23 protein-coding genes and 1 tRNA gene are annotated in these 25,137 nt (G+C 40.5%); 9 read left to right on the top strand and 15 right to left on the bottom strand.

All coding sequences use genetic code 11. From position 1 onward, the window contains the following. The 9 genes from H8S64_RS16085 to H8S64_RS16045 all read right to left on the bottom strand — a co-directional run bounded on the left by H8S64_RS16085 (position 1) and on the right by H8S64_RS16045 (position 9,203). The gene (locus H8S64_RS16085) at positions 1–1,290 is read right to left on the bottom strand and encodes a DNA cytosine methyltransferase (RefSeq protein WP_118774449.1); all 1,290 of its coding nucleotides are present in this window, start codon (positions 1,288–1,290) and stop codon (positions 1–3) included. A 159-nt stretch (positions 1,291–1,449) separates the two neighbouring features. Further along, positions 1,450–4,242, bottom strand: a complete 2,793-nt coding sequence (locus H8S64_RS16080; RefSeq protein WP_118774448.1) for a tetratricopeptide repeat protein — start codon at positions 4,240–4,242, stop codon at positions 1,450–1,452. A 173-nt stretch (positions 4,243–4,415) separates the two neighbouring features. After that, positions 4,416–5,504 (bottom strand): hypothetical protein, encoded by a 1,089-nt coding sequence (locus tag H8S64_RS16075; RefSeq protein WP_118774447.1) that lies wholly within the window; start codon positions 5,502–5,504, stop codon positions 4,416–4,418. Between the two features lies 1 nt (position 5,505). Next, complete coding sequence (locus H8S64_RS16070) at positions 5,506–6,054, bottom strand: hypothetical protein (protein ID WP_118774446.1); 549 nt, start codon at positions 6,052–6,054, stop codon at positions 5,506–5,508. 12 nt (positions 6,055–6,066) lie between these two features. Continuing rightward, positions 6,067–6,792: a hypothetical protein gene (locus tag H8S64_RS16065; protein ID WP_118774445.1), complete on the bottom strand. Its 726-nt coding sequence runs from the start codon at positions 6,790–6,792 to the stop codon at positions 6,067–6,069. A 39-nt stretch (positions 6,793–6,831) separates the two neighbouring features. Further along, positions 6,832–7,413, bottom strand: coding sequence for a hypothetical protein (locus H8S64_RS16060; RefSeq protein WP_186977414.1), 582 nt, complete (start codon positions 7,411–7,413; stop codon positions 6,832–6,834). A gap of 471 nt (positions 7,414–7,884) precedes the next feature. Next, positions 7,885–8,472: a tyrosine-type recombinase/integrase gene (locus H8S64_RS16055; RefSeq protein WP_118774443.1), complete on the bottom strand. Its 588-nt coding sequence runs from the start codon at positions 8,470–8,472 to the stop codon at positions 7,885–7,887. Positions 8,473–8,583: 111 nt separating this feature from the next. Next, positions 8,584–8,853 (bottom strand): SH3 beta-barrel fold-containing protein, encoded by a 270-nt coding sequence (locus H8S64_RS16050; RefSeq protein WP_186977412.1) that lies wholly within the window; start codon positions 8,851–8,853, stop codon positions 8,584–8,586. 92 nt (positions 8,854–8,945) lie between these two features. Continuing rightward, positions 8,946–9,203: a hypothetical protein gene (locus tag H8S64_RS16045; RefSeq protein ID WP_186977410.1), complete on the bottom strand. Its 258-nt coding sequence runs from the start codon at positions 9,201–9,203 to the stop codon at positions 8,946–8,948. A gap of 136 nt (positions 9,204–9,339) precedes the next feature. Here H8S64_RS16045 and H8S64_RS16040 point away from each other — a divergent pair, with 136 nt between their 5' ends. Beyond that, on the top strand, positions 9,340–9,570 hold the full coding sequence (locus H8S64_RS16040) for a hypothetical protein (protein WP_118774440.1): 231 nt from the start codon (positions 9,340–9,342) through the stop codon (positions 9,568–9,570). Positions 9,571–9,699: 129 nt separating this feature from the next. On the opposite strand, the gene H8S64_RS16035 is transcribed toward H8S64_RS16040, so the two are convergent. Next, on the bottom strand, positions 9,700–10,044 hold the full coding sequence (locus H8S64_RS16035; RefSeq protein ID WP_118774439.1) for an NUMOD3 domain-containing DNA-binding protein: 345 nt from the start codon (positions 10,042–10,044) through the stop codon (positions 9,700–9,702). Positions 10,045–10,259: 215 nt separating this feature from the next. Here H8S64_RS16035 and H8S64_RS16030 point away from each other — a divergent pair, with 215 nt between their 5' ends. Next, on the top strand, positions 10,260–11,855 hold the full coding sequence (locus H8S64_RS16030; RefSeq protein WP_186977408.1) for a hypothetical protein: 1,596 nt from the start codon (positions 10,260–10,262) through the stop codon (positions 11,853–11,855). A gap of 80 nt (positions 11,856–11,935) precedes the next feature. On the opposite strand, the gene H8S64_RS16025 is transcribed toward H8S64_RS16030, so the two are convergent. Continuing rightward, positions 11,936–12,009 (bottom strand) — tRNA-Ile (locus H8S64_RS16025). 172 nt (positions 12,010–12,181) lie between these two features. Here H8S64_RS16025 and rlmH point away from each other — a divergent pair. Beyond that, positions 12,182–12,655 (top strand): 23S rRNA (pseudouridine(1915)-N(3))-methyltransferase RlmH, encoded by a 474-nt coding sequence (gene rlmH / locus H8S64_RS16020; protein WP_099289908.1) that lies wholly within the window; start codon positions 12,182–12,184, stop codon positions 12,653–12,655. Between the two features lie 19 nt (positions 12,656–12,674). Then, positions 12,675–16,298 carry an ATP-binding protein gene (locus H8S64_RS16015; RefSeq protein ID WP_186977406.1) on the top strand — a complete coding sequence of 1,208 codons (3,624 nt, stop codon included), beginning with the start codon at positions 12,675–12,677 and terminating at the stop codon, positions 16,296–16,298. Between the two features lie 4 nt (positions 16,299–16,302). Here the strand turns inward: H8S64_RS16015 and H8S64_RS16010 are convergent, their stop codons facing one another. Next, positions 16,303–17,334, bottom strand: coding sequence for a glycosyltransferase family 9 protein (locus H8S64_RS16010; protein WP_186977404.1), 1,032 nt, complete (start codon positions 17,332–17,334; stop codon positions 16,303–16,305). A 93-nt stretch (positions 17,335–17,427) separates the two neighbouring features. On the opposite strand from H8S64_RS16010, the gene pssA reads away from it, so the two are divergent. Next, positions 17,428–18,273 carry a CDP-diacylglycerol--serine O-phosphatidyltransferase gene (gene pssA / locus H8S64_RS16005; RefSeq protein WP_099289911.1) on the top strand — a complete coding sequence of 282 codons (846 nt, stop codon included), beginning with the start codon at positions 17,428–17,430 and terminating at the stop codon, positions 18,271–18,273. Here the strand turns inward: pssA and H8S64_RS16000 are convergent. Further along, positions 18,239–18,943 (bottom strand): HU domain-containing protein, encoded by a 705-nt coding sequence (locus H8S64_RS16000; protein ID WP_186977402.1) that lies wholly within the window; start codon positions 18,941–18,943, stop codon positions 18,239–18,241. The two genes, pssA and H8S64_RS16000, sit on opposite strands and share 35 nt — an antisense overlap. A 128-nt stretch (positions 18,944–19,071) precedes the next feature. Between H8S64_RS16000 and galE the strand changes: the two genes are divergently transcribed. Beyond that, positions 19,072–20,088, top strand: coding sequence for a UDP-glucose 4-epimerase GalE (galE, locus tag H8S64_RS15995; RefSeq protein ID WP_186977400.1), 1,017 nt, complete (start codon positions 19,072–19,074; stop codon positions 20,086–20,088). Positions 20,089–20,121: 33 nt separating this feature from the next. Here galE and glmS read toward each other — a convergent pair whose 3' ends face one another. Together glmS and H8S64_RS15985 are read right to left on the bottom strand one after the other, a co-directional pair. After that, a complete protein-coding gene (gene glmS, locus H8S64_RS15990; RefSeq protein ID WP_186977398.1) occupies positions 20,122–21,960 on the bottom strand; it encodes a glutamine--fructose-6-phosphate transaminase (isomerizing) in 1,839 nt (612 codons plus the stop codon). Positions 21,961–22,034: 74 nt separating this feature from the next. Further along, complete coding sequence (locus H8S64_RS15985) at positions 22,035–22,841, bottom strand: glycogen/starch synthase (RefSeq protein WP_186977396.1); 807 nt, start codon at positions 22,839–22,841, stop codon at positions 22,035–22,037. Positions 22,842–23,052: 211 nt separating this feature from the next. Between H8S64_RS15985 and H8S64_RS15980 the strand changes: the two genes are divergently transcribed. From H8S64_RS15980 to H8S64_RS15970, 3 genes are all read left to right on the top strand, one after another. Beyond that, positions 23,053–23,403, top strand: coding sequence for a YraN family protein (locus H8S64_RS15980; RefSeq protein ID WP_099290046.1), 351 nt, complete (start codon positions 23,053–23,055; stop codon positions 23,401–23,403). A gap of 315 nt (positions 23,404–23,718) precedes the next feature. After that, complete coding sequence (locus H8S64_RS15975; protein ID WP_099289916.1) at positions 23,719–24,126, top strand: OsmC family protein; 408 nt, start codon at positions 23,719–23,721, stop codon at positions 24,124–24,126. Next, positions 24,126–25,001 (top strand): NAD-dependent epimerase/dehydratase family protein, encoded by an 876-nt coding sequence (locus tag H8S64_RS15970; protein ID WP_255469582.1) that lies wholly within the window; start codon positions 24,126–24,128, stop codon positions 24,999–25,001. The genes H8S64_RS15975 and H8S64_RS15970 overlap by 1 nt, the downstream gene beginning before the upstream one ends. Positions 25,002–25,137: the final 136 nt, after the last annotated feature.

The following is a 25,137-nucleotide window of genomic DNA, read 5'->3' as shown; positions in this document are numbered from 1 at the left end:
CTAAAATTGTTTTTGAAGTTCTTTTGCAATCTTGTATGCTAGCACTACAGGAACGGCATTGCCAATTTGTTTAAATGCCGCACTTCTACTGCCTTCAAAGTAATAATCATCGGGGAATGATTGTAGACGTGCGGCTTCGCGTATCGTTATCGAGCGGACATTCTTGATAGTAGGATTTAATGTTGGATAAATGTAATAATGGCCATCCATTGCTATATGTGCAACAACCGTATGGCTATAGCCAAATGGGTCAACAACATTAAAGCGATTGAGAAAACTTTTTTTGTTTTTGTGATGTTGAAGACGAGAAGGTAACTTAGAATAATTGAGTCTTTCTTTGTTATTTAACCATTTCTCAATAGCCATTTTATAAATTTCACGGTCATTTTCATTATGCGGTCGAGCAATATGTTGCGTCGTAAAATTGAATGTTGTACGAATGTTGGCTTTTTGTAAATATGGCATTTCTGAAAGTGATTTTGTATATGTGATGGGTTCGCATAACTTACCTTCCCCGGCCTTTCTTTCTGGTAGGTCTGAAAATAAATCTTTTAGGACTTGATAGGTATTTATTTCTGGTTTTAAGTCTGGGTAATGAAAATCTGTTTGTTTATTATTTTCATCTTTTGTTTGCCATCCAATGATAATAACACGTTGACGGTTTTGTAGAACTCCATGTTGGGAGGCGATTTGAACTTTCCACTCAATTTCGTAACCAAGTTCTCGAACTAATCGTTGTAAATCAAGAAATGGTTTGCCCTTTTTAGCTGAACGTATGCCTAACACGTTTTCAAAAACAAACATTTTGGGCCGATAATGTGCTAAAAATCTCACGTAAAATTTGTAAAGTTCGTTACGGGGGTCTTGTTCTGCAGCTTTACCCATTCTAGCTCTGCCTGCAACAGAATAGGCTTGGCAGGGTGGGCCACCTATAATGATATCAACACTTGAGTGTTTTATCAAATTATCGATTTTTGAAAATATGTCACTGATGGTTTTTTCTCCAATAGTGGCTTGTATTACCGTATTAATAATATCTTGAGGAACTTGACTCCACAGCTTGCTTCCATCTTCTTTTTCTTGTTTTTCACGTAAGTATTTTTCGTAAATAGATAATTTGCCAATAGATTTCAAATAGTGATACGCTGTTCTTGTTTTTAATGTGTTGCAAGCGTACGTGTCCATCTCGATATGAGCTAACGGGCTGAAACCTGCTCTGATGAAACCTTCAGATAATCCTCCTGCACCTGCAAATAAATCTATAAATGTTAATTTCCTATTTGTTTCCATATAAAAATGTCTATTTTACAAATATATAGAATTATCGTATTGAAAAGACCTTGTAAGGCTATATTCGTTTGTTTTTTTATTTTAAGGAAGTCTATTCACAATCATTGTATTTAAATCATAGAGGGTAATGTGCTTTTATATTTGCTGTTCTCGTGTATTTTAGTTCAATGTAAATCCGTTTTTCTTTAATTTATCCAAGAAGTCATAGAAGTGGTATATCATGTGACAAGTTAGCGGGGAGCTCTCTTGAACAAAATTTTCCATGATGCTCCATTTCCAATTGTTAATAACGTTGTGTTTTTTGTTCCATGCCTCCATTTTGGGGATAAGTTTTAATACAATCGCTTTTTTAGGAAAGTATTGTTTCAACTCGTCGACTTTTTCTTTGGCTAAAGTAGATTCCTCGTCTTGTTGGATTGCCGCTAAACTATACCATTGAAGGGCTTTCCTTTTATCGGGGAGTACCCCTAAACCTTGTTCAAACATGTTTCCTAGTTGATATTGGGCTGTCGCTAATCCTTGCTTGGCTGCTTTCTTGTACCATTTCATGGCTTCTTTGAAATTGATATTAACACCATGACCTTTTTCATAGGTGTATCCCAAACGAAATTGTGCGTACATCTCGCCTTGTTTGGCGGCTTCTTTATGCCACTTCAAGGCGAGCTCGTTATTCTCGTCAACATACACGCCATTGTAATATACCCATGATAAAGCACTTTGAGCATCTCTATTGCCTTCCATGGAAAATTTTTCTAGTAACTTCATTGCTTCTGGAATATTTTGTTGTGTACCAATACCTTTCAGCAAGTGAAGAGCGAATGTCCGTTTCGCCCGAGGTTCCCCGTTGTCTGCTGCTATTTTGAACCATCTCGTGGCAATTCGTTTGTTCTTTTTTATTCCGTACCCGTGGGAGTAACAATAACCGAGATTATTTTGAGCCGGGGGATACCCTTTGAGTGCGGCAATCTTGTACCATTTGAAACATTCTCTCGCGAAACTCTTTCCGGCTTTATCGAGAGCTTGCGCTAGAGTGTATTGTGCTTGTATGTCACCAGTTTCTGCTTTTTTTTGTAATTCTACCAGCATATATTCCTCGCTTGCCTCTTTTATATTTTTATCCGGTTCTAAGGTATCAAATCCTATTTGCACCAAATCTATCAAGCTTAGGTTCGATTTTATTTTTTCTCGATTCCTAGTTTCAGCAATATCCGATAGATTGTACACGATTTTTTTTGTAAAATCTATCGGATGGCTAAGTGTTATTTTGTAAATGGAAATACTTGTGTTTCCCGTGTACTCTTCAATCACGCACCAGTCTTCACATCTATGATAAACAATTAGTCCCTCGTTTTGATGATAGAAAACGTGTTTGGTCCTTAATGATTCCTCCCTTTTCTTCTCTATGAACTTGTATCCGAAAGTGGAGAATAATTCATCTATCATTAGAGATTGTAAATACGATTCTTGACCTTTATCATAATAAGGCACGCCTTGTAATCTTATTCTGAGATTATCCGGTAAAGAGTTAGTCGTGTATTCTTTGTACTGGGGACGAAAGTCGCAGGGTATCCGATACCAATACTTGGGGTTATGGTAATAATAGTAACGAGTGGCATCTACACGAATAAAAATATGTTCTTCCTCGAAAGCGTGAAATTCGTCAATTTCTTGGGCCGTCCACAGAGGGGCACAGCCGGGTACGAAATCCAAAATTCCCTTTTCATCTTTTCGGATAGAAACAGGGTTGGTCTCTCCCGTTATCGTATTCATGTAATACTGGTACTTTTTCTCCAAGACATAATCGAAGTATTCTTGCACGCTATCAATCACACGGGTGCTTCCCGCGAACGAGAACATGTTTATATCTTCGATGTCCGAGTAATATTTTTTTAAAGCTATCGAATAATTGGATAGAGCCTCTTTTATTTGTTCTAATTCCGGTTGAGAAAGTTTTATCAAACAATCCTTTAAGACATGCTTTTCTTTCAGAGGCTCGATTTCCTCGTGAGGTCTAAGAGACGCGGAGGTGTTGAGAATAAGTTTGGCATCTTCTAAATAAAATTCATTCAAATAACACTTTAACAGGTCATTATGCACGTTATTCAAACTAGTATTCGGATAAATATACTTAAATTTCTTTTCCTCGCAGAACTTTTTAAATAGTGTTAGCTCGTCAGTATTTTTCCCGTTTTTTCGTTTGTACATGTTGAATTTGTAGGGAAAATTGTAGTATTGATAACCCCAATGAGGGTCACATGGTGGAACATCTTCTTCTTCTATAAGATACTTGTAAGCTAACTCGTGATTGATTCCGGTATTACTTAATCCTAAAAGATATATTAATCCCAAGTTGTATTTAGCCCCACGCCAGCTTGTTTGTTGATACCACGAGATAGCCTCATCTATATTGCCCGAACTTAATTCTATCGTGGCTAAATAATACTGGTAAATGTCCATGCCTTGAGAGGCTGCCAAACGAATCCAGTGGAGCCCTTCATTTCTGTCAATATCATTCTCGTACAAGAATATCCCGAATTCCCCTTGTGAATCCACGTCTCCCTGTTCTGCCGCTTCACGGAACCATTTTATTATCAATTTGTCATCAGCCCTTGAATTATGAAGGTTTTCATTCAAATTGAATTTTAGTGGATTCTTGTAATATATCCCCAAGTTATAAAGAGCTTTCACGTCTTTAGCCCGTGCGGCTTCTTTCCATAATTCAATTCCTTTGATAATATTCTGGGGAACACCTTCAACGATATAAATATAGCCCAAGTTCACGAGAGCTTTAACATGTCCTTCTTCTATCGCTCGTGAATACCAGTATATCGCTTGGTTAGAATCACGAGCGACCTTGTAGCCCCAATGGTAGGTGGAACCTAATTGATATTTAGCCTCAATATTCCCATTTTTGGCGTCACTTTTTAATCTATGAATGAATTCCTCGAACATGCTCCACTATAATGTTTTTAATTGTTTAAACCAATTCTTGCTAGACTACCGTGTTGTTTGGTTAGTCAAAATTTTTCTGGGAATTTTTTTTACCCTTCCGTTGTTGTCTTATAGAGGAGGGGGTACCCCGGAGAAGGGGGGAGGGAGGATACCGATATTTAATCATAATGAATTTAAAACTTTATTCTTAAATAGCTAATTGTTCCAGCTTGAACTAGAACCGTGATTTTTTTAGTTTCCCCGGTTATTTTATCTTGTACTGTAAGCCTGGTCGGGCCTGTTGAACTTTTCATTAGAATAGGAGTTTCACCCCAGATTTTGCCGTTCATCGTGACAATTCCAGCATGAGAATCTGTCGTGATGTAAATTGTTCCATAACTGCCGATTACAATATTTTTTACAATATCCTTTTTGTTTGGTGTCGATACCCCTCTTGTAGAATTAAACGATACCTTGTTAGCACGGTTTAAAATATACCGGATTTCCTCGTTTTGAGCTAGCCCGTCAAAAGTTTCAAAGATGATTTTAAATGAAATCTTGTCTGGAACGTTTTTGTCAAACTGGACGTAATTGTTTGAAACTTTCTCCCATGAACCATTTTTCATTACCATGTACGCCAAGTTGCATAACGGTTGGGATTTATAAAATGGGGTCACCTCGTAGCCTGAAAAGGCAATTTGTTTAATTTTAAAATTCACGTTTGATAGCGTGCTGTCAATTTTACCCTTGAAATAGTTGATATTATAATCTGTATCATCCCAGGTTCTGGTCGTTGAAACTTTCCAGTCATTTGCCGTGAGGGTAAAACTCCAATAATAATGTTTAAGAGCGTTTGACACGTCCAGTGAATCTAAATAATTATTCCCCTTGGAGATATACTCCATGTAGTTACTTAATTTGTAAGCCCTTTCCTTGTTCAAGCTGTCGATTGATATGTAACGTAAAACATGAAATTGTTGATTTTTCTTTTTACCAACCATTTCCACAATTTCGCTAATTCCGTTCAAGAAAATTTCACTACGCACGTCAATATCGGTATTAAACGATATTTCATCATTCGTTTGGTGTAAACTTGATTGCACGGTAATGCTAGCTTTTAATTGAGTGACCAAATCGATTAATGCCATTCGTGTGGCTTCATGAATACTACTGCTATATCCCTCCCCGTGGTAATAGTTATTACTATTTTTAATATCTTCAATAGTTTGAGATAGTAGAGGTGAAGATAAAATTGTAAATAGGACAAGTATCAAACGCTTCATGTTATTTCTTCATGTATTGTTTAAGATATTCTTTAAATTTTTCTTGGTCGTAGTTGATGCGAGCCTTAATGTTATCTGGAAGTTCACTGACCACCTCTTCAACTTGTCCGGCTAGTTTCTCGACAATATCCTTGCTGACTTGCATCGCCACGAAGTAAGTATATTCTCCCTTTCTATTGGGTTCTGACATCCTCCCGTGTATCACGGTTGCGTCTCCAATCTCCGTTTCAACAAATGACGAGATATTTGACTCGAACTTGCCACTCTCGTCTCGAATCATTCCTTTCTTCTCGGTACTTTTCTGGTACTGGTTAGCGTATGACTCGATACCAGCCATGATTTTTCCCTTGATTTTGGTTGCCAAATCTCCCCGGCAGTTTAACAATGCAATGTGTTTAGCGGTGTTGGGGTCTTTTGCCGTACCATAAAAAGATGAAACGAAAAATTTGTCATTGTCAATGAACTTGTCTTCGCCACCAATACCCATTTTTCTTGCAGAACCACAAGACATTAAAAACATGCTTAGTAATAAAATTAAAATTGCTTTCATCGTATGTAAAATTTATGGATTTATAATATGTTTCTCAACCAATTCGAACCACTCGAAAAGTTTGTTATGTGTTTTCACGAAAATTTCAGCTTGACAGTTAAAGTTGTACCCTTCCGGAATGACAGTTTCTAATTTACGTTCTTTTGCCATTTTTAAATTTTGTGGTTGGTGTCTACAAAACGGGTAGGACAAAAAAGCCTCCACACAGGTTGCAAAAACACCAAGTGTATGTTTTCTTACCCATTCATCATTATTGAATCTTCCAACAATATTGTTATTGTTATCTAGCAATCTTGCATCAATATATTGTATTTCAAATGATAACTTAACCCTGTAATTATCAATAAGGTTAATTCTATATATGCCAGAGACACTAAATCGTATGCAAGTATCAGCATTAATACGGAACATTGCCTCCCAATCAGGATTACTGTGACATTGATAATTGTATATGAACATCTTAGATTTAAGATACCCATCTCTTAGTTCTTCAGCATTGGGAGAAATTGTTTCAATAATTTTTTTAATTTTCTTTTGAGTGATAATATTCTCACTTTGGATAATACAACCAATCACGATGGTCTTGTCATGTTCATTACAATAAAAAGTCAAATCTTGATTATTGTTAAAGAACTCAACATACTCTGGGGCAACTTGCTTATCAACATCTTCTTTTGTTTGAGAAAAAGATGACAATGATACAAGTAAACAAATTAATATTAAGATTAATTTATGCATAAGTATAGGGTTTATTAATTTGACGTTTTTTCCCGATTACTAAATATCCATATGCCACAAACCGACTATCACGTCAATAATTAAAATGCTATAACATACCCAACGAAGTTCTTCAAAAAAACGATAACAATAGGGACTTATTAAAACAAATACGTAGAAGCCTAATGCAATAAGGGCACCGGGGATACCTGCAAAGAATAAAATAGATTTTAAAGGATTTTCTGTGTCGAAAAAATGTGATTCATATAAATAATACAAAAAAAGGAAATAGCCGAAGATTATAGGTCCGAATACTGTGCCCAACATGAGCACATCTGTTGAAAAAGTACTTCCCTGCTCAGCACTACCATAGAGTGTTTTTCCTGTTTTATATTCAATCTCATGGCCATCTATTTTAATCGTTTCTGTATCCTCGTGGTCGCAGCGACCCATAACGTCAAATATAAGTGTTAGAATGGTTACAATGTAAAAATATATATATGCCCAAGCATACCATTCCAATTCCCCATCCAGTATAGACGTAGACGAAGTACTGTAACAACCGCTAAATATAAATGGAATACAAGCAACTATTAAATAGCGTAATAAGCTTGAAATATTAGTTTTTGTTGGAGTTTTCATGGTTGCAAATGTTAATATTTAAAACGATAATTGGGAATTATTTTTTCATGATTGTTACAATTTCAAATAATGGAACAAAAGAACAGTAACCATTATAATGAATCAAGTTCATAATGGTTCATGAAATTTGTTTTTACTCTTTCTTAATAAAATTATTCCTCGTCGGCTCAAAGAGGAGATTTATAAAAGAAACGTGAGCCTGTCAGCTATTCATCCGATAGGCTCTGGACTGCCCGTGTAAGTGAATAAGAAAACAGCTCACGCTTTGGAATGTATATGTCAGAACATATAATCAACCAAAGAGAACGTCATTTTATTCCTCTTACACTTGAATTGTCCAGATTCATCGGTAAGGAATAAGCTAAACGCTTCCTAATATACTCGTTGTCTTGCAACAATGCAAAAATAGGAATTATTTAGTAATAACATTCATTCGTGAGCTGTTATTTTTGCAAATGTATAGTTATCTAGTCAAAAACTCAACAAATCATAGGTTTCAAGTAACTCCTCTTTTCGAAGTCCTAAATACCTTCTAGTTGTCATCGTGTCACTATGATTGAATAATTCTGATAATTTGATTAAGGCAAACTCACTATTCTCACCTGCCATTTTTACGATTTGTCTTCCGAAAGTTTTTCGCATGGAATGGGTACTAAAATGTTCAATTTTTAAATTGTACTTCTTTTTTATCTCCTTGAACAAAATATTTATTCTTTGTATCGTGTAAATTGTTTTCTTTTGGCTCAGAAAACAGGGTTCAGAAATATCCGTAATACCTAACTTGTTATGACAATCTTTTATATGTCCTTGTAACTGGGAATTAATTTTAATAATTCGTCTTTTCTTTGTTTTTTTCTCGATAATAATTAAAGTACTATTATTTAATAATTGTTCCCATGTCAAATTTAGAAGGTCCGAAATTCGTAATCCAAAAAATGCTCCACAAGCTAGAAGTAAACTCATTCTTGTATTTCCATCTCGATATAATTTTCTGATAAGATTCAGCATAGAATCCCATTCTAAATAATCCGAGGTCGTGTAACTATTCTTTAAGCTCATAATATTCACTTTTTAGATTTTTCTTTCATTTCTGAAATACTTTATAGTCTATTTAAAATTACAGTGCTGATAATCAATCTATATTCAAACTTCATAGAAGTGAATATTATTTTAATCCACAATTCCGATTAGCTTTTCTGGCTTAAATCCTCGCCATGCCATTTTTTGTAAATCAATATAGACGAACATGTTGAAATAACGTTTCGGAAGTCCATTTCCTATTATTTGGGATTGCACCGCTTCAGCTTGTAGTGTTCCCACCGCAAAGCGAATACTACCATCCAGTTTTTGATAACAGAAGCGAACAACCTCACCTCTCATCATGCGTTTTTTCAGGGTTTCTAACATAAACCCTTTTCCCATCGCTGTTGCTATGTCCATATTATTGTGAACACATTTAACAGTGTTCACAATAATGTTGTTCGTATTAATAGTAAGTGCTTTCATACCTTATTTATATATGCGTTACAAAATTAATCTCCACAATACGAGTGTCTCCCGTAAATGGAGTTTAGTGATTGGATATTGCCGAAATCGTATGACCGTGTAATATTACCGTGTTCGTCTATCTTGCATGTCGTGTCTTGAAGAGCAGCGTTGAGTTCTTGCGCTCTTTGAGTGGCTATGTTGATAGCTCTTTCCATCGTGAAGTGAGTGTTGAATTTTATCATCATCTCGAACAGCTCTTGTGCAGTTTTCATAATCCAGTCTGTATTATATTTAGTTGTCATCTCTCTTGTCATTTTTTGATTATGTCACAAAAATATGACATATATTTGATATATGCAACCTTTAGACAAGAAAAATATGGCATTTATTCAACATTTGTCATCTTTTTCTATCTTTGTACTTTAAATAAAGGTATACATGGAAGAAAAAGACAAGAAAGAAAGGACAGTTATTCACGTGGAAGTAAATGAAAAACACTACTATTTTGGGTCATTAGCAGCAATTTATGAAGTTTTTGACTCTAAAACTCTCGGGATTGGTTATGGTGCGTTGAGAAATGTAGGCTTATCCCCGCAAAAACCATATCAAAATAAGCATTGTATTATCCGGAAAGGTGTTTTATTGACAATTTCTAAAAAAAATGGCTAAAGAGAAACACAACATACGGTTGCACTTTCTGGTTTTCAAATAGTTGCATTACTTTTTGAAAAAGTTCTTGTGTGACACGTGGATGTGATTGTTTTGATTTATTGATATTATCGATTGTTTGAGGTGCATTTATGCCATTTTGGTAATCATTTTTTCAATCAAAAAATCAATTAAAGCCTCAAATTTACTTTCCGTAATGATTATCGTCCTGCCGTGTTCTTGATTTAGTTCTCTAAAAAAATTAATTGCTTCTTCCTGGGTGTTAAATTCTATATTTCCAAAGTAGACATTATTCTTCTCCGTGCTTTGCCCTATTTTTCGCCTTTCCCAGCTTTTGCGTTGGGATTGCGCTATTCTTTCTCGGGTTGCCTCATCTCTTGGTCTGCCATAATTGGGGTTCAAACTTCCTCTTTTTTTCAGACTCATCTTTTCTCTACTTAAATTGTCAAGCTCATATTTAATTTCTTTGCTCATACTTTTTATTTTACTATAAATATTCCGTTGAACTATAAAGCGTTACATCAAGTTGTTTTTTACACATGAAAAATTTTGGGAAAATTTTCAAACACACTCTCGTTAGTCGAATATAAGGGGGGGGGGCTATTTTTTTATTTAATAGTTCAAACAGTTGAACTAAGGTTGAACTTGTTGAACTATTTGCTATATTTATAGTCTAAAGAGTATGTATTATGAGGATTTGGACTATTAACAGCAAGAAAATAGACGAGATAGTTGCCACATATATAGATTATGTGACTAACCCGAAGAACTATTACCGGCAAACTAGTGATTGGAAAAATGAGGAGTTGGACTGTCGGCTCCGGGGCAAAACACTTCCAGAACCGGAACATCGGGCGTTGCAATATCAAGAAGAGGCAGTTGTCATAGAAAACCTATCTCGACCACGTGTTGATTCTATTCGCTCTCATTTCGTATCTCTCCTACATATGCTCTTTCTCCGGTACGTGTCAACGGGAGATTCAAATAGTGATTTCTCCTTGAGTACGTCAATCATGCAAGATATGTATAGGCATTATAATTACATGCTACATGTGCTGAAATTTAATTGTGTGATACAGGGAAATTCAGAGAGCGTTGGAGGTTTCGCTATTACGAAGTACATGATAACAGACCCGGGTATGTTTCACATGACAGAATGCAAGCATCGGGTGGTATTGGAAGACTTGGATAAATTGTCTAAAATATTCAAAGGGCTCCATGAACGAAACATTCGGGTGGCAAAAAAGAAAACATCCAGCAAATATATTGATACCTATAACAAGATGATAAAGTCATTTAAACTTGTGGACGAGGAAGGGGCTAGCAGTTTCATGAACGAACATAAGTTTGATACTATTCGCTCGGAGCTATATTACCGACACATTATAAATAGATTAGAACAAAGAGAGATTAAAGAGATTGAGAAAATGGATGATAATGGCAGATGTTATCATATAGGAACTCAATTACCCAAACATTTAAAGAAATTCACGAATATTACTTACAGTGTAGATTGTAAGAATAGCCATCCATTATTATTCTCGTATCTGATACTAGATTATTATTATGATATAAACAACATAACAATAAATAAACAATATGAATTGAACAATGAAAATAATAGAATATATAGAATAATATTACAACACATACATGACAATTATATTAACATACATAATAAAAGAGAGAGAACTTACCATTACTTTATGCAGGAACTATGCAACACATTGAAAAATAATCATATAGCGGAAGGAGTTTTTGAATGTGCAAGACAAATACCTTGTGACGTGCTTGGCTACTTGTATAATGTGAGTCAGGGAATGTTGTGGGATGACATCCATCAGAAGAACCCAATCGAGAGTCGGGACGAAATTAAAAAGAACATGTTTCAAGAAGTTTTTTATTGTTACGGAACGAGATTTCTTGCGAAAAGAGAATACGCCACCATGTTTAAGAATACATTCCCGGGAGTGGCAAAAATTTTACGTTATTATAAAAGGATATACCACCAGCAATGCGTGGAGGAGGGTAAACAAATTAAAAAAGGAGGCCGGGACAAGGATTTTGTGTTGCTTCCCCTAAAGTTAATGCAATTGGAGAGTACTATTTTCCGTGAGATTTTAATTCAACTATGGAAAATCAAGGGGTGTAAGTGTTTTGCCATACATGATGCGATTGTTGTCTTAGATGATACAATTTCCTCTGAAAAAGTAAATGAAGTGATGAAAAGTGTCTATTGGGAGATGGGGTTAATTCCGACTCTGAGCCTAGATTTTTGTCATTGAAATTGTATAAATACCGTACCAAATACCGTACCATAAAAAGAAAAACTCGCTGAAAATCAGCGAGTTTCTTGTGTAAAAAGTGGTCCCACTTGGGCTTGAACCAAGGACCCCCTGATTATGAGTCAGGTGCTCTAACCAGCTGAGCTATAGGACCTACACTTGCGTGTGCTAAAGTGGTTAGCTTTAACGGGTGCAAATATAGTGTTTTCTTGAAATTCGGGCAAATATTGGTGTGCTTTTTTTTAACGATTCGTGGAAGATATGGTATTTTTATCTACATTTGCGTGTAGATGAACATTTTAGTGTAATAGAAAAAATATTGTGGTGTGAAAGTTTGTTTGCTAGTGATAGGAAAGACGGATGCCGAGTTTGTGCGGGCGGGGATTGCCGAGTACGAGAAACGGTTGAAATATTATATCCCTTACGAGATGAAGGTGATTCCGGATGTACGGAACACGAAGAATATGAGTGAGGTGCAACAGAAAGAGAGGGAAGGGGAGTTGATACGGGGACAATTGGAGGCGTCGGATTTCGTGGTTTTGTTGGATGAGCGTGGAAATGAATACACTTCTAAGGCGTTCGCGGAGTTTTTGGCACAGAAGATGCTGACAAGTATTAAGCGAATGGTATTCGTGATCGGGGGACCATACGGGTTTGCCGAGGAAGTTTATAAACGTGCGAATATGAAGATTTCATTATCCAAGATGACATTCTCACACCAGATGGTGCGGATGATTTTCACGGAGCAATTATACAGGGCAATGACAATATTGAAAGGAGAACCTTATCATCATGAGTAAGTCGGGGATTAGAAAAAGAATGAGAAAGTTTTGGCTCGTGTTAGCCTTGGCCATGGGATGTCTCTTGGTGGCTTCGCTGTGGGAATCATCATTGAGTGATTGGTCGGTGGATTCCCAAGTCGCTCTTTTTCAAGATCAATTGCAAGCGGAAGAGAAGCATTTGGACGAACAGTTGCAGAAGTTGGACGAGAATACTCAGATCTCCAAAAGTAACTGGCGGATGCGGAATTCGATCCTGCTCGGCTTCAAGAACGGGCAATTGGTGTACTGGAGTGACGAACGGGTGGGGACTCCCAACCTGTACGAGCGTTTGAAGGAGGGGGGTGAGTTAGTGAAGTTGAATAATTTGTATTTTGATGTCCGAAAGCGGTTTATCGGGGACATGGAGTATTACGGGCTTTTATTTATTAAAGAGGATTATCCTTATTCCAGCAGTTACGTGAAGAATCATTTTAACCCGCGGTTCGGGAGTAATCTGGATGATGCCAGTAAAGTGACGATCAAGAATGTATGGGAAGAGGGAGGTTACACGATATATAGCCGGGACGGGAAAGCGTTGTTCAAGATCGAGAGTAACGTGGGGTACGGGGATACATTGCCGAATTATTTCTTGCTGGTACTCTATTTCGTGTTTCTCTATCTCTTGTTTTATGCTTACGAGATATCACTGGATCGATCCGTGAGTTTCAGGGAACAGGTGGGACACTCGTTTGGGTTCCTCTGCCTGTTGATTCTGCTGCGGATAATCATGGTGAGGTATCAGGTGCCGTACTCGCTTTATCATTTGTCGATCTTCGCGAACAGTAAGGTGGCCGGAGGCGGTTCGTTTATTGTTTCGGTAGGGGATTTGTTCGTGACGATGTTTTGTTTGGCACATTATCTTTTTATCACGTTCAATAAGTTGCGGATAAGATATAATGAATACCGGTTGATGCGCTACCGGTGGCTTTTTCTCGCGGGCTTCGTGTTCGTGGCTTTTATCTACACGAATTTGCTTCATTTTTCAATCAAGACGTTGATAGAGAGTACGTCTATCAGTTTGAATATAGCTCGTCTGATTAATGTCGATTTCTCGTCCGTGGTAGCGTTTGTAACTTTGATTATCGCGGGTATGGGATTTATCGTGTTGATCAATAGTTCCGTCCGTTATTTTCGGAACCTTTTCACGATGAAACAAGCGTTGTTCGGGGTGACAATCGTGATCTTGTTTTGCGCAGCTCTTTGTTATTTCTTTAATTTTTCGTTGACTCCCTTGGAGTGCTTGTTTACTTTGTCACTTTACCTTTTGTTTATACTGGGGATTTACCTGATGAAGATGGATGCCCAGAAAAGTGTATTTATGCTTGCTCTCGTGGTGGTTTGCGTTTATATCATCTTTTTAGCCAAGAGTAACGAGATGGAACGCGAGTTGAAAATTCGTGCCGATTATATCGTTCAGATCGTGAAAGAAGTTGATCCCGTGTTCGAGGAGAAGTTGGTCGAGATCAACAATGAAATCATGAAAAGTACGAAGGTCGATTCACTGATCTGCGTTGGGGACGAGAAGGTGCTGGCCCGGTATATTTCGGAAGAATTACTGGACATGACGGGATTTTACTATGATTGCGAGGCTATTATATGCACGGGACGGGATACTATACTGGTAACTCCGAAACACGTGAAATACGGTTGCTATGATTATTATGACGGTATGATAGACAGTCTCGGGATAAGAGTGGATAGTACTTTATTTTATAATATTGATCTGTTTGACGGACAGAACGTGTACTTGGGGCGTTACATGTTGCCGGACGTGAAGAACGGCAGTTGCCTGTATATCCGTTTTACTTCTAAGAAAGGACACGAGGGAATAGGGTACGCGCAGATATTGTCGCGGGAGACAGATTTGGAGAATGAATTCGTATATCCCTATTCGTATGCCAAGTACCGGAAGGGGGTGCTTGTAGATGCTGACGGAACTTTTAATTACCCGCGCTCTACCGAGCGTTTCGGGGTGTACGAGCATGCCCGCACGATTAATGTAGACGGGTATTCCCACATGATCGTTCCGATTAAAGAGGAAGGTATTTGCGTTGTCAGTCTGGCGGATGACGTGTTTGCGTTGTACTATATGAACCTGTTGTACGCTATTTTCGTGAGTGCTATACTGACGTCTTACGGGATGTTTTTCCGGTTTGACGGCGGGTGGGAAAATTTCCGTCAAGTGAGTTTGAAGTCAAGGATCAAAAGTAATATTATTTCGCTGGTTGCCGGTTTGTTCGTGCTTATGACGATTATGAGTATCGTCGGGAATGCCGCTAGTTTCGAACGTCGGCACAGTGAAACGCTTGTTCAGGTGTCGAAGTATATCACGAGCGAGTTGGAGCGCTACAATTGCGTGGACGCGGATAAGTGTCCGGAGATCGAGACGGCGTTGAGGAGATTGGCGGATGTGCTTTGGGTTGATATTAATGTTTATAATTGGGGTGGTGAGTTGGTTGCTACTTCCCGACCGATGATTTTCGAGAAAGGGTTTGACGGGACATTGTTGAATCCCGAGGCTTACAGGAAAGTCGTGACGCAAGAGCAAATGAGTTTCGTGCAGGACGAACGGATTGCCGAGATGATCTATATGGCGGTTTATATGCCGCTAGTGCTGGAATCGGGAGAGAGATACGTGTTGAGTATTCCTTATTTTACCAAAGGGGAAGAGCTGAACAAAGATATTTTCCTGACCGTGATAGTCGCGGTGAATATCGCGATGATTGTTATGGTATTGGCTTTTATTTTATCCAGCGTGGTTGCCGAGCGAATCACGAAGCCGTTGCAGGTCGTGAACGATAAGTTGAGACGGATGCGGGTAGGGGGTAAGAACGAGAAGATTATTTATAACCAGAAAGATGAAATCGGGTTACTGGTGAAGGAGTACAACGCGATGGTGGATAAACTGGAAGCGAATGTCAAGCAATTGGCGAAGTCCGAACGCGAGAGTGCTTGGAGGGAGATGGCAAGGCAGATAGCGCATGAGATTAAGAATCCGCTAACGCCGATGAAGTTGAATTTGCAATTTATGCAACGTACTTTGCAGAAAGGGGATATTGAGGAAGTTCGGCTGCGGTTTAAAGATATATCTTCGGTTTTGATCGAGCAGATAGACCACATGGCGTCTATCGCTTCCGCGTTCTCTGATTTTGCTAAATTACAGGTGGCGAATAATGAGTGGTTTGATCTGAGTGAGCTTGTGGATGGGTGTGCCAAGTTGTTCCACGAGAACGTGGCGAACATGACATGTGACATAGAGCCGGGTGTTTTTGTATATGGAGATCGGGAGCAGGTGAACCGGGTGGTTGTGAATCTGCTGAAAAACGCGGAACAAAGTATCCCGGAAGACCGGGAAGGACACGTTCACGTGCAGTTGAAGACGGCATTGGGCAAGATTATTTTGTTCGTGCGGGATAACGGTTGTGGTATTCCGGAAGGTATCCGGGATAAGATTTCCGAACCGAATTTCACGACCAAATCAGGTGGTACCGGACTCGGACTGGCAATGTCGTACAAGATTATAGAGAGTATGGGTGGAACGATCTCTTTCGAGAGCGAAGAGAACGAGGGTACAACTTTCTACGTGACATTAAGACATGATAAGGGGGAGTCGGAGGAGTAGTTTTTCAATCTAAAATTTGAAATTTAAAATCTAAAATAGCTTTAGCTTTTTGGGCTACTGCTTGGGGGGTGATGTCGACCATACATTTTTGCCAGACGGGTTGTTTGCATTTTCCTCTACCGTCTTTCGTGCAGGGACGACAGGGAAGGTTTACTTCCATGACTTCGGCTTCTTTTCCGGTGGGGAAACCGAACGCGGTGGGACCCATCAAGGCTATGGAGGGCGTGTGGAACAGATCGGCGGCATGCAGGAAGCCGGTATCGCCACTGATGACAAGGTGAGATTGCTTCACTAGGTAACAGGATTCCAACAGAGAGGTTTGTCCGGCGAGGTTGTTCACTCGTTCGGGGGCGATGGCTTTGATTGTTTCACAGAATGTGTCTGTCGGTCCGGCGAGAATGATAAATCGGTATTCCGGCATAAGTTGGATAACTTGCTGCCAATGGCTGACTGGCCAGCGTTTCATTTCCCAGTTGGCCGAGGGAACTAGGGTAATGGTCTTCGGGGTAAAGGTGCGGGCAAAGTGTTCTTTGTATTCTTCGGGGAAGCACCAGTCGGAATAATCCGATTCGAAATTCGTGATACCCCATTTCGCGAGAGGTTTCCGGTAAGAAACGATACCCCGGAAGGGGTTGTCGAATTTGTTGATTCCCAGTTTGAAAAGCAAGAAACGTTTCCACCGTTCTTTGCTGCGTAGCGTGTAGTGCGGTCCTCTCGGGAACAAAGAGTAAAAGGGAGGTAATAACACGGCTTTCAATATGTTCGAGCGGATATTACTGTGTGCGTCATAAATGTAATCGAATTTCTCGGCTTTCAGTTCTTTTGCCATGCGAAGTAAACCTTTCAACCCCGTTTTCTTGTCAAATCCCCAAACCCGGTCGATGCGTTTGTCCATATTGAGAAAAGAGCCCATGTCTTTACGGGCAATCCAGTGTATTTCCGCGTCCGGGAAGTGATTTTTGATCCCGTTTACCACGTTCATGCATTGGATGATATCTCCGATGGAACTGAATCTAATAATGAGAAATTTAGCCATGTCGATAACAATTTTGCAACAAAAGTAATAAAAATGTAGTTTACCTATTGTAAAAAGAAGTATTTTCGTGTTCGAATCATAAAAGTATAGTCCATGAAAAAACATATCCCAAACCTGATCACGTGTCTGAATGTTACTTCCGGAGCGTTGGCTATTTATATGGCGTTTAACGGTAATTTGCTAATTGCTGCATGGCTGGTGATTCTTGCCATGGTGTTTGATTTTTTTGACGGTTTTGCCGCACGTCTTCTGCACGTGAAATCGGATATGGGGAAAGAACTCGATTCTTTGGCGGATATGGTGAGTTTCGGTGTGATGCCGGCGGTGATGGCGTATTTCCTGATTCGGGAAACATTTTGTTCTTTTGCTCCGGGAGAGACATATTATTGGGTGGAACGGGTGCTGTCGGCTGTTCCCTTGTTGGTGCCTGCTTTTTCTGCTTATCGTTTGGCTAAATTCAATCTCGATACCCGGCAGACACATTCGTTTATCGGGTTGCCGACTCCCTCAAATGCGTTGTTTTGGGTGATGTTGGTGTTTTGTTTCTATTACCAGCCGGAGTTTTTCAAGACGACGTGGGGTAATCCTTGGCTTTTAGCAGGATGTTCTTTTGTATTAGCATTATTGTTGATTAGTGAGGTACCCATGTTTTCTTTGAAATTGACTAATTTTTCATGGAAAGAGAATAGTCTTTTGTATTGTTTCGTGAGTACTATTATGATTGGTTTTGCCGTGTGGGGAGTGAAAGCGTTGACTTGGATGATACCTGTTTATGTGCTCATATCATGCCATGGTTATAGGAAGAATTATAATTGGATGATATTTTTTGGGATAGTCCTGCTATTACTTTGGGCTATGCGTCAAGAGGCATTGTTTATAATTATTCCGGCTTACCTGATTGTTGTCATTGTGAGATTGACTTCCCGGTCAAATCAATAACGGGATCGTAATCCACGAAATCACAGTCGGGAGAAATCTTTGCCGTTTCCTCCGTTTGAATCAATTTACTTTTCATGGATGCGGGTTGCATATTACTCAAGTTGGCGGCTGTGTCCCCTTGGAATATATCCTGTTGCGAGAGTACCACGATTCCCGCGATCATGGCTGCCGATAGTCCGAATTTGAACAGACGGGTAACTAGGTTTCCGGATTCGGTATTTATGTATTCTCCGTTTGTCTTCTTAACTTTTTTGCCGTTTGCCACGAGGGGCATTGCTTCCATTCCCATGACGTCGGGCAGGAAGTTGTGGTTAGCAGATTCGAAGAGAATATTGAAACGGCGGTCTACACTGAGCGTCCCTATTTTGCCGAAGTTTACTTTTTGCTTTTGGTTCAATCGTACTTTTACCTCTTCGCGGAATAGAGCGAGGCGGCGTTGTGCTTTCTCGTAATCGATCTGTTCCTTGCGGGCGATCCAATTGATCAAAAGTCCGTCATTCTGTTTCAAGTGTTTGTTGAACACGACCTTTTTGGCAGGGGGGATGATCATCCCTGTCTTGTCGTTGATCGTTGCTCCGATATAGTTGCAGATGAAGCCTCCTAGCCCGGGAACTATCACGCAATCATGTAGATATAACAATTCTTCTATGTGTTCAACGTATTTATTCATACGGCAAAGGTAAGAAAAAACGCAAGGTTGTCAAACTCATTTTAGGCATTTCGGATTATTATTATTTACTTTGTTCTGTCTATTACAGACACACAGATTGTTATAAATTGAGAAAAAATTATTGGTGTATGAAAATTTTTGTGACAGGAGGTACGGGGTATATCGGGTCCCACACGGTGGTGGAACTTCAACAGAGTGGTTATGACGTGATTATAGCCGATAATCTAGTGAATTCAAGTATTGACGTGTTGGATGGGATCGAGAAGATCACGGGTATTCGTCCTGAATTCGAGGAGATTGATCTTACCGATCGGGTGGCAACGAGAGATTTTTTTATTCGCCATTCGGATGTCAAGGCGGTGATTCATTTTGCCGCGTTGAAAGCGGTGGGCGAATCCGTGCATAAGCCGTTGGAGTATTATTTCAATAACTTGAATTCATTGATGAACGTGCTCGATGCTATGCGTGAGTTTCAAGTGCCGAATCTGGTATTCTCTTCTTCTTGCACGGTATACGGGCAAGCGGATGTACTTCCCGTGACGGAAAAGACTCCCCGCCACGAGGCCGAATCGCCTTACGGGAACACCAAGGTGATGAGTGAAGATATTATCCGTGACTTGATGAAGGTGGAACCGAAGATGAATGCGTTGGCTTTGCGTTATTTCAACCCGATAGGGGCGCACCCGACTGCCCTAATCGGGGAGTTGCCCAATGGCGTGCCGAATAATCTGATTCCTTACTTGACACAGACCGCTATCGGTATTCGGGAGCAGTTGAGCGTGTTCGGTGATGATTATAATACACCCGACGGGTCACCTTTACGTGATTATATCGACGTGGTAGATTTGGCAAAAGCTCATGTGGTGGCTATTCGCCGTTTGCTCGAGGGTAAGAATAAGGCAAATTACGAGTTTTTCAATATCGGGACGGGAAAAGGACTTTCCGTGTTGGAGATCATCCATGCTTTTGAGCGGGCAACCGGGGTAAAGGTGAACTACAAGATCGTGGGACGTCGTGCCGGTGATATCGAGAAGGTGTGGGCTGATACGACTTTAGCGAATAAAGAGTTGGGATGGAAGGCCGCGACACCGATCGAGGACACGATGAGGAATGCGTGGAAATGGCAGCAATCGTTAAAGCAATAAAAAAGGGGTTTTTAAAACCCCTTTTTTATTGCTTTATTCTACAGTTACCGATTTTGCAAGGTTGCGCGGCATATCCACATTACAGCCTCTCATCACGGCAATGTGATAGGAGATGAGTTGTAATGGAATCACGTTCAACAGCGCGGAAAGAAATTCCAGTGTTTCGGGAATTTCGATCACGTGTTCCGCTAGTTTTGTGACTTGCGTGTCGTTATCGTTTACCAGAGCGATGACGTGTCCTTTGCGGGACTGTACCTCCTTGATGTTAGAAACGATTTTATCGTAGTAATTGTCGTTCGTGGCAATGGCGAACACGGGCATATTCTCGTCAATCAAGGCGATAGGACCGTGTTTCATCTCCGCTGCCGGGTATCCTTCGGCATGGATATAGGAAATTTCTTTCAACTTCAGCGCTCCTTCGAGAGCCACGGGGAATTGACAACCTCTTCCCAGGTAAATGGCATTCGTGGAGTCCTTGTAGATAGCGGAAATTTCTTTGATTATGTTGTCCTTTTCCAGTATAGCTTTGACCTTATCCGGTAGGTTATAGAGTTCGTTGATATATTTTTTATATATATCGTCTGCCAGAGTACCCTTGCGGTGACCTATTTGCAAAGCCATCATGGCAAGTACCGATATTTGGGCGGTGAATGCTTTCGTGGAGGCGACACCGATTTCCGGTCCCGCGTGGGTGTATACTCCGGCATCCGTTTCGCGTGCGATGCTTGAACCGACCACGTTGCAAATGCCTATAACCGTGGCCCCGTGTGTTTTGGCATACTTGATAGCTGCCAATGTGTCGGCTGTTTCTCCACTTTGGGAGATGGCTATCACGATATCGTTTTCATTTACTATCGGGTTGCGATAACGGAATTCTGAAGCGTATTCCACTTCTACCGGGATACGGGTAAATTCTTCCAGCATGTACTCGCCGACTAGTCCGGCATGCCATGACGTTCCGCAACCGATAATGATAATCCGGTGTGCGTTTACCATCTTCGGGATGATTTCAGAGATACCACCAAGGTAAATCTCGGAGGCATCCACGTTCACCCGTCCCCGGATAGTGTCATAGATAGAATTTACTTGTTCGAAAATTTCTTTCAACATGAAGTGCGGGAAACCGCCTTTTTCTATTTTCTCGATGTCGATATCTACGTGTTGAATGCTTAAAGAAACCGGGGTATTCTTGATCGTTTTCAAGATCATCTCGTCTCTTTTCAGGATAGCGACATCATCGTCGTTCAGGTAAATCACGTTTTTCGTGTATTCCACGATAGGCGTGGCGTCGGATGCCACGAAATACTCGCCTTGTCCCACTCCGATTACCAGAGGACTGCCTTTGCGTGCTACCACGAGTTGATCCGCTTCCGCTTTGCACAAAACAACCAGCCCGTAGGCACCGATTACTTTGGTCAGAGCCAGACGAACTGCGTTTTCTGCATTTATCTGACCTTTCAAGTATATGTACTCGATGAGGTTTGCCAATACTTCCGTGTCTGTTTCGCTTTTGAACGCGTATCCTCTTGCCTGTAATTTTTCTTTCAACAGGGAATGATTCTCGATAATACCGTTGTGCACGATAGAGAAAAGACCGTTCATGGAAGTATGCGGGTGAGCGTTCGCATCATTCGGCTCCCCGTGGGTAGCCCAGCGCGTATGCCCCATCCCGATCGTGGCACTCGTGTCTTCGAGTTCCATGTGTTGTTCGAGGTCGAGCACTCTTCCCTTGCATTTGTAAACTCTGATGTCATCGTTGTGAATCAACGCGATCCCGGCAGAATCGTATCCCCGGTATTCCAGGCGTTTCAGACCATTGATTAAGATTGGACAGGCTTCTTTGGGCCCGATGTATCCCACAATACCACACATAATGTTTGTCGTGTTTTATATATTTGTTAATAATAAAACAAGCGGCTAACAACCATTGCCGCTTGTTTCTATGTTTATTCGATTATTTTGTCAAAAAAGTCGGAATATGCATCAATATAGCATTGCTCCCCGGGGTACTCCAAGGTCGGTTTCTTCAATTCGCTGGCGAAAGTACGAAGTTCGTCATCCACGTCCTTGTGATTAAAGATGATGCCATCCGCGTATTGGAATGCCAATTTGTTGATATTCGTGTGTGTCGGATCTTTTATAAGGGCCACGTCTTTGCGTGCAACTCCTTCCGTCATAGCTTTCTCCTCGAATTTGCTATCCAATTTTCCCTCGAATTTATCGTTGTAAGTGGAGAATACCACTTTTGTTTTGGAGAATACCGGGTCATCATGGTACTCTTTTTTGAGGTAAAGCGGAATCAATGCGGTAAACCATCCCTGACAATAGATCAAGTCCGGTGCCCATCTTAGCTTGCGTACCGTTTCGAAAACACCCCGCGCGAAAAATATCGAACGTTCGTCGTTATCGGGAAAAAATGTTCCGTCTTCATCGGCGATCGTGTGTTTGCGTTGAAAATAATCTTCGTTGTCAATGAAATACACCTGCATTCTTGCAGATTGTATGGATGCAACCTTGATAATCAAAGGATGGTCAGTGTCATTGATAATCAAATTCATCCCGGATAACCGGATGACCTCGTGCAATTGATTGCGTCTTTCATTGATACAGCCGTAACGCGGCATGAACGTTCTGATTTCTTTACCTTTTTCTTGAATCCCCTGAGGTAAATATCTTCCGATATTAGCCATTTCGGAATCAGGAAGATAAGGTACAATCTCTTGAGATATAAATAAAACTCTTTTTTTAGCCATAACTACTACTTTTCCCAAAAACCTTACAAAGATAGGCAATTCCGATTAGAATTCAAAACTTCGAGGTAATAAACCTCTCTCAAAATAAACCACTTGAAATTCTAAAATGACTCCTTTCAAGGATTTTCATGCAAAATATTTTGCTTTTATCTTAGATTTATATAACATTGCGGAACTCTTTTTAGCCTGTAAATTAGGGGAAGACTTGACTATGGCTTGGCATAATGAATTTGGAAAGTTGGGAGAAGATAAGGTGTATCTTTATCTGTTAGATCTGGGATATACTGTTTTGGAACGTAATTGGCGAATCGGACGTCGGGAATTGGATTTCGTGTGTTTGGACGGAGAGATGCTTGTCGTGGTCGAGGTGAAAACCCGGACGAGCGAAGAGGTGGATATTTTCGAGTTGTTGGATTACAAGAAAAAGCAAAGTCTGCAAGCTGCCGGGGCTGCTTATCTCACGAAAAAGAATATACATCGGGAAATACGTTTCGACCTCGTGATTGTCACGGGTTCCAATATGCGTATCAAGTACGTGCGTGAAGCTATTGATTTGTTTTAGAAAGAACCGGGTGGCTTCTGTCGTGTGTGTGGTGTGGTAGGAATATGAATGCCACCCGGCATAAGAAAAGTGTCAATAGGGATACTAGAGGTATATCAAAAATTGTGCTAGAAATCGAGAATCATTGGATAAATCTTGATAATTTAGGGAATTAATTCAAAATTTACAAAACCGAAAGGAAAAGCTGACACCTAGGGTTTGTAAGGGTGACAGCGTCCATGAGGTTGCGGAAATGTTTTTTTCACCGACCTCTTCTCTTGTAAAGCTGTCCGGAAATGATTACTTTTGGAGAGTTAAATCTAAAAAAAAGAGAGTATGGCAACAGTAAAAGCAAAATATTTAGGAGGTTTACGCGTGGAATGCACGCATTTACAGAGTGGTACGACGATCATCACGGATGCGCCGACGGATAATAACGGTAAGGGGGAGGCTTTTTCTCCGACCGATTTGTGTTCTACTTCTTTGGCGGCCTGTGCCATGACAATCATGGGAATTTATGCCCAAAATAACGGAATCGACCTGACAGGAACTGACATCGAGATCACCAAGAAGATGGCTGCAGAGCCTCGCCGTATAGCGGAGATTGATGTGATCTTTAATTTCCCGGCGAACGGGTATACCGAGAAAGAGAAAAAGATTCTGGAACGTGTGGCGCATACTTGTCCCGTGCATTTGAGTTTGCATCCCGATGTGAAACAAAACATCGTGTTTAATTGGCAGTAATGGTAACCGGGGCTACCGGGTTATTGGGTAGCCATTTGTTGTGTCATCTGGCTCGTTCGGGCGAGAAAATCATAGCATTAAAAAGAAAAGAGAGTCGTGTCGAGGAGACAATGGCTCTCTTTTCTCGTTATTTCTCATCCCCGGAAGAAGCTGTTTCTCGTGTAACATGGGTAGAGGGTGACGTGTTGGATGGGGAATCCATCTCCCCGTACGGGGAGAAAGTCCACACGGTGTACCACTGCGCGGCGATGGTTTCTTTTAACGGGAGCGACCGGGATACTCTGTTGCAGACGAATATCCGGGGAACAGAGAATATATGTTCCCTTTGCCTACAACATCGCGTGCGGCTCTGTTTCGTGAGTTCTATTGCCGCCTTGGGGGATGCTCCTGACGAGAGTGTCATTATTGACGAGGATACACCCGAAATCCCCGGCTCTGTTCATTCGCTTTATTCGGGTAGTAAGGGAGCGTCCGAGAAGATCGTGTGGGATTACGTGCGGAAAGGGATGGAGGCTGTCATTGTCAACCCGGCGATTATTCTGGGTACCGGACTTCGGGGACGTAGTAGTGCCAAGTTGTTCGAGCAAGCCCGGAAAGGAATGCCTTTTTACACCGATGGGGTGAACGGTTACGTGGATGTGAGGGATGTTTGCGAGGTAATGATTCGTTTGGTAAATATTTCTTCCATCCGGGGAGAACGGTTCGTGCTTTGCGGTGGAAATTATTCTTACAAGGAGTTGTTTGCCGTGATAGCCCGTGCCGCGGGGAAACGACCGCCATATTATACGGATGGCGCCTTGGATGACTTCTTTAGCTTGGCGTTTGCTCGCTTTCTTTTCCTTGTTTACAGGAAAGAAACCGGCTTTTACACGTGAAACCGCCCGTTCCTCTCGAAATAAATCCCGTTATTCCAGTGCCAAATTGTTGAAAACGTTACCTGATTTTCGTTTTCATACCTTGGAGGAAACGGCTCGATTCTTTATTCATTTGTGAATATTATTTTTCTCTTGG

Origin of the sequence: Butyricimonas hominis, from assembly GCF_014287455.1 — a bacterium.
Lineage (GTDB): Bacteria > Bacteroidota > Bacteroidia > Bacteroidales > Marinifilaceae > Butyricimonas > Butyricimonas muris.
Note: the sequence above shows the minus strand (reverse complement) of the source record. Positions and strands in the feature narration are given on the sequence as shown.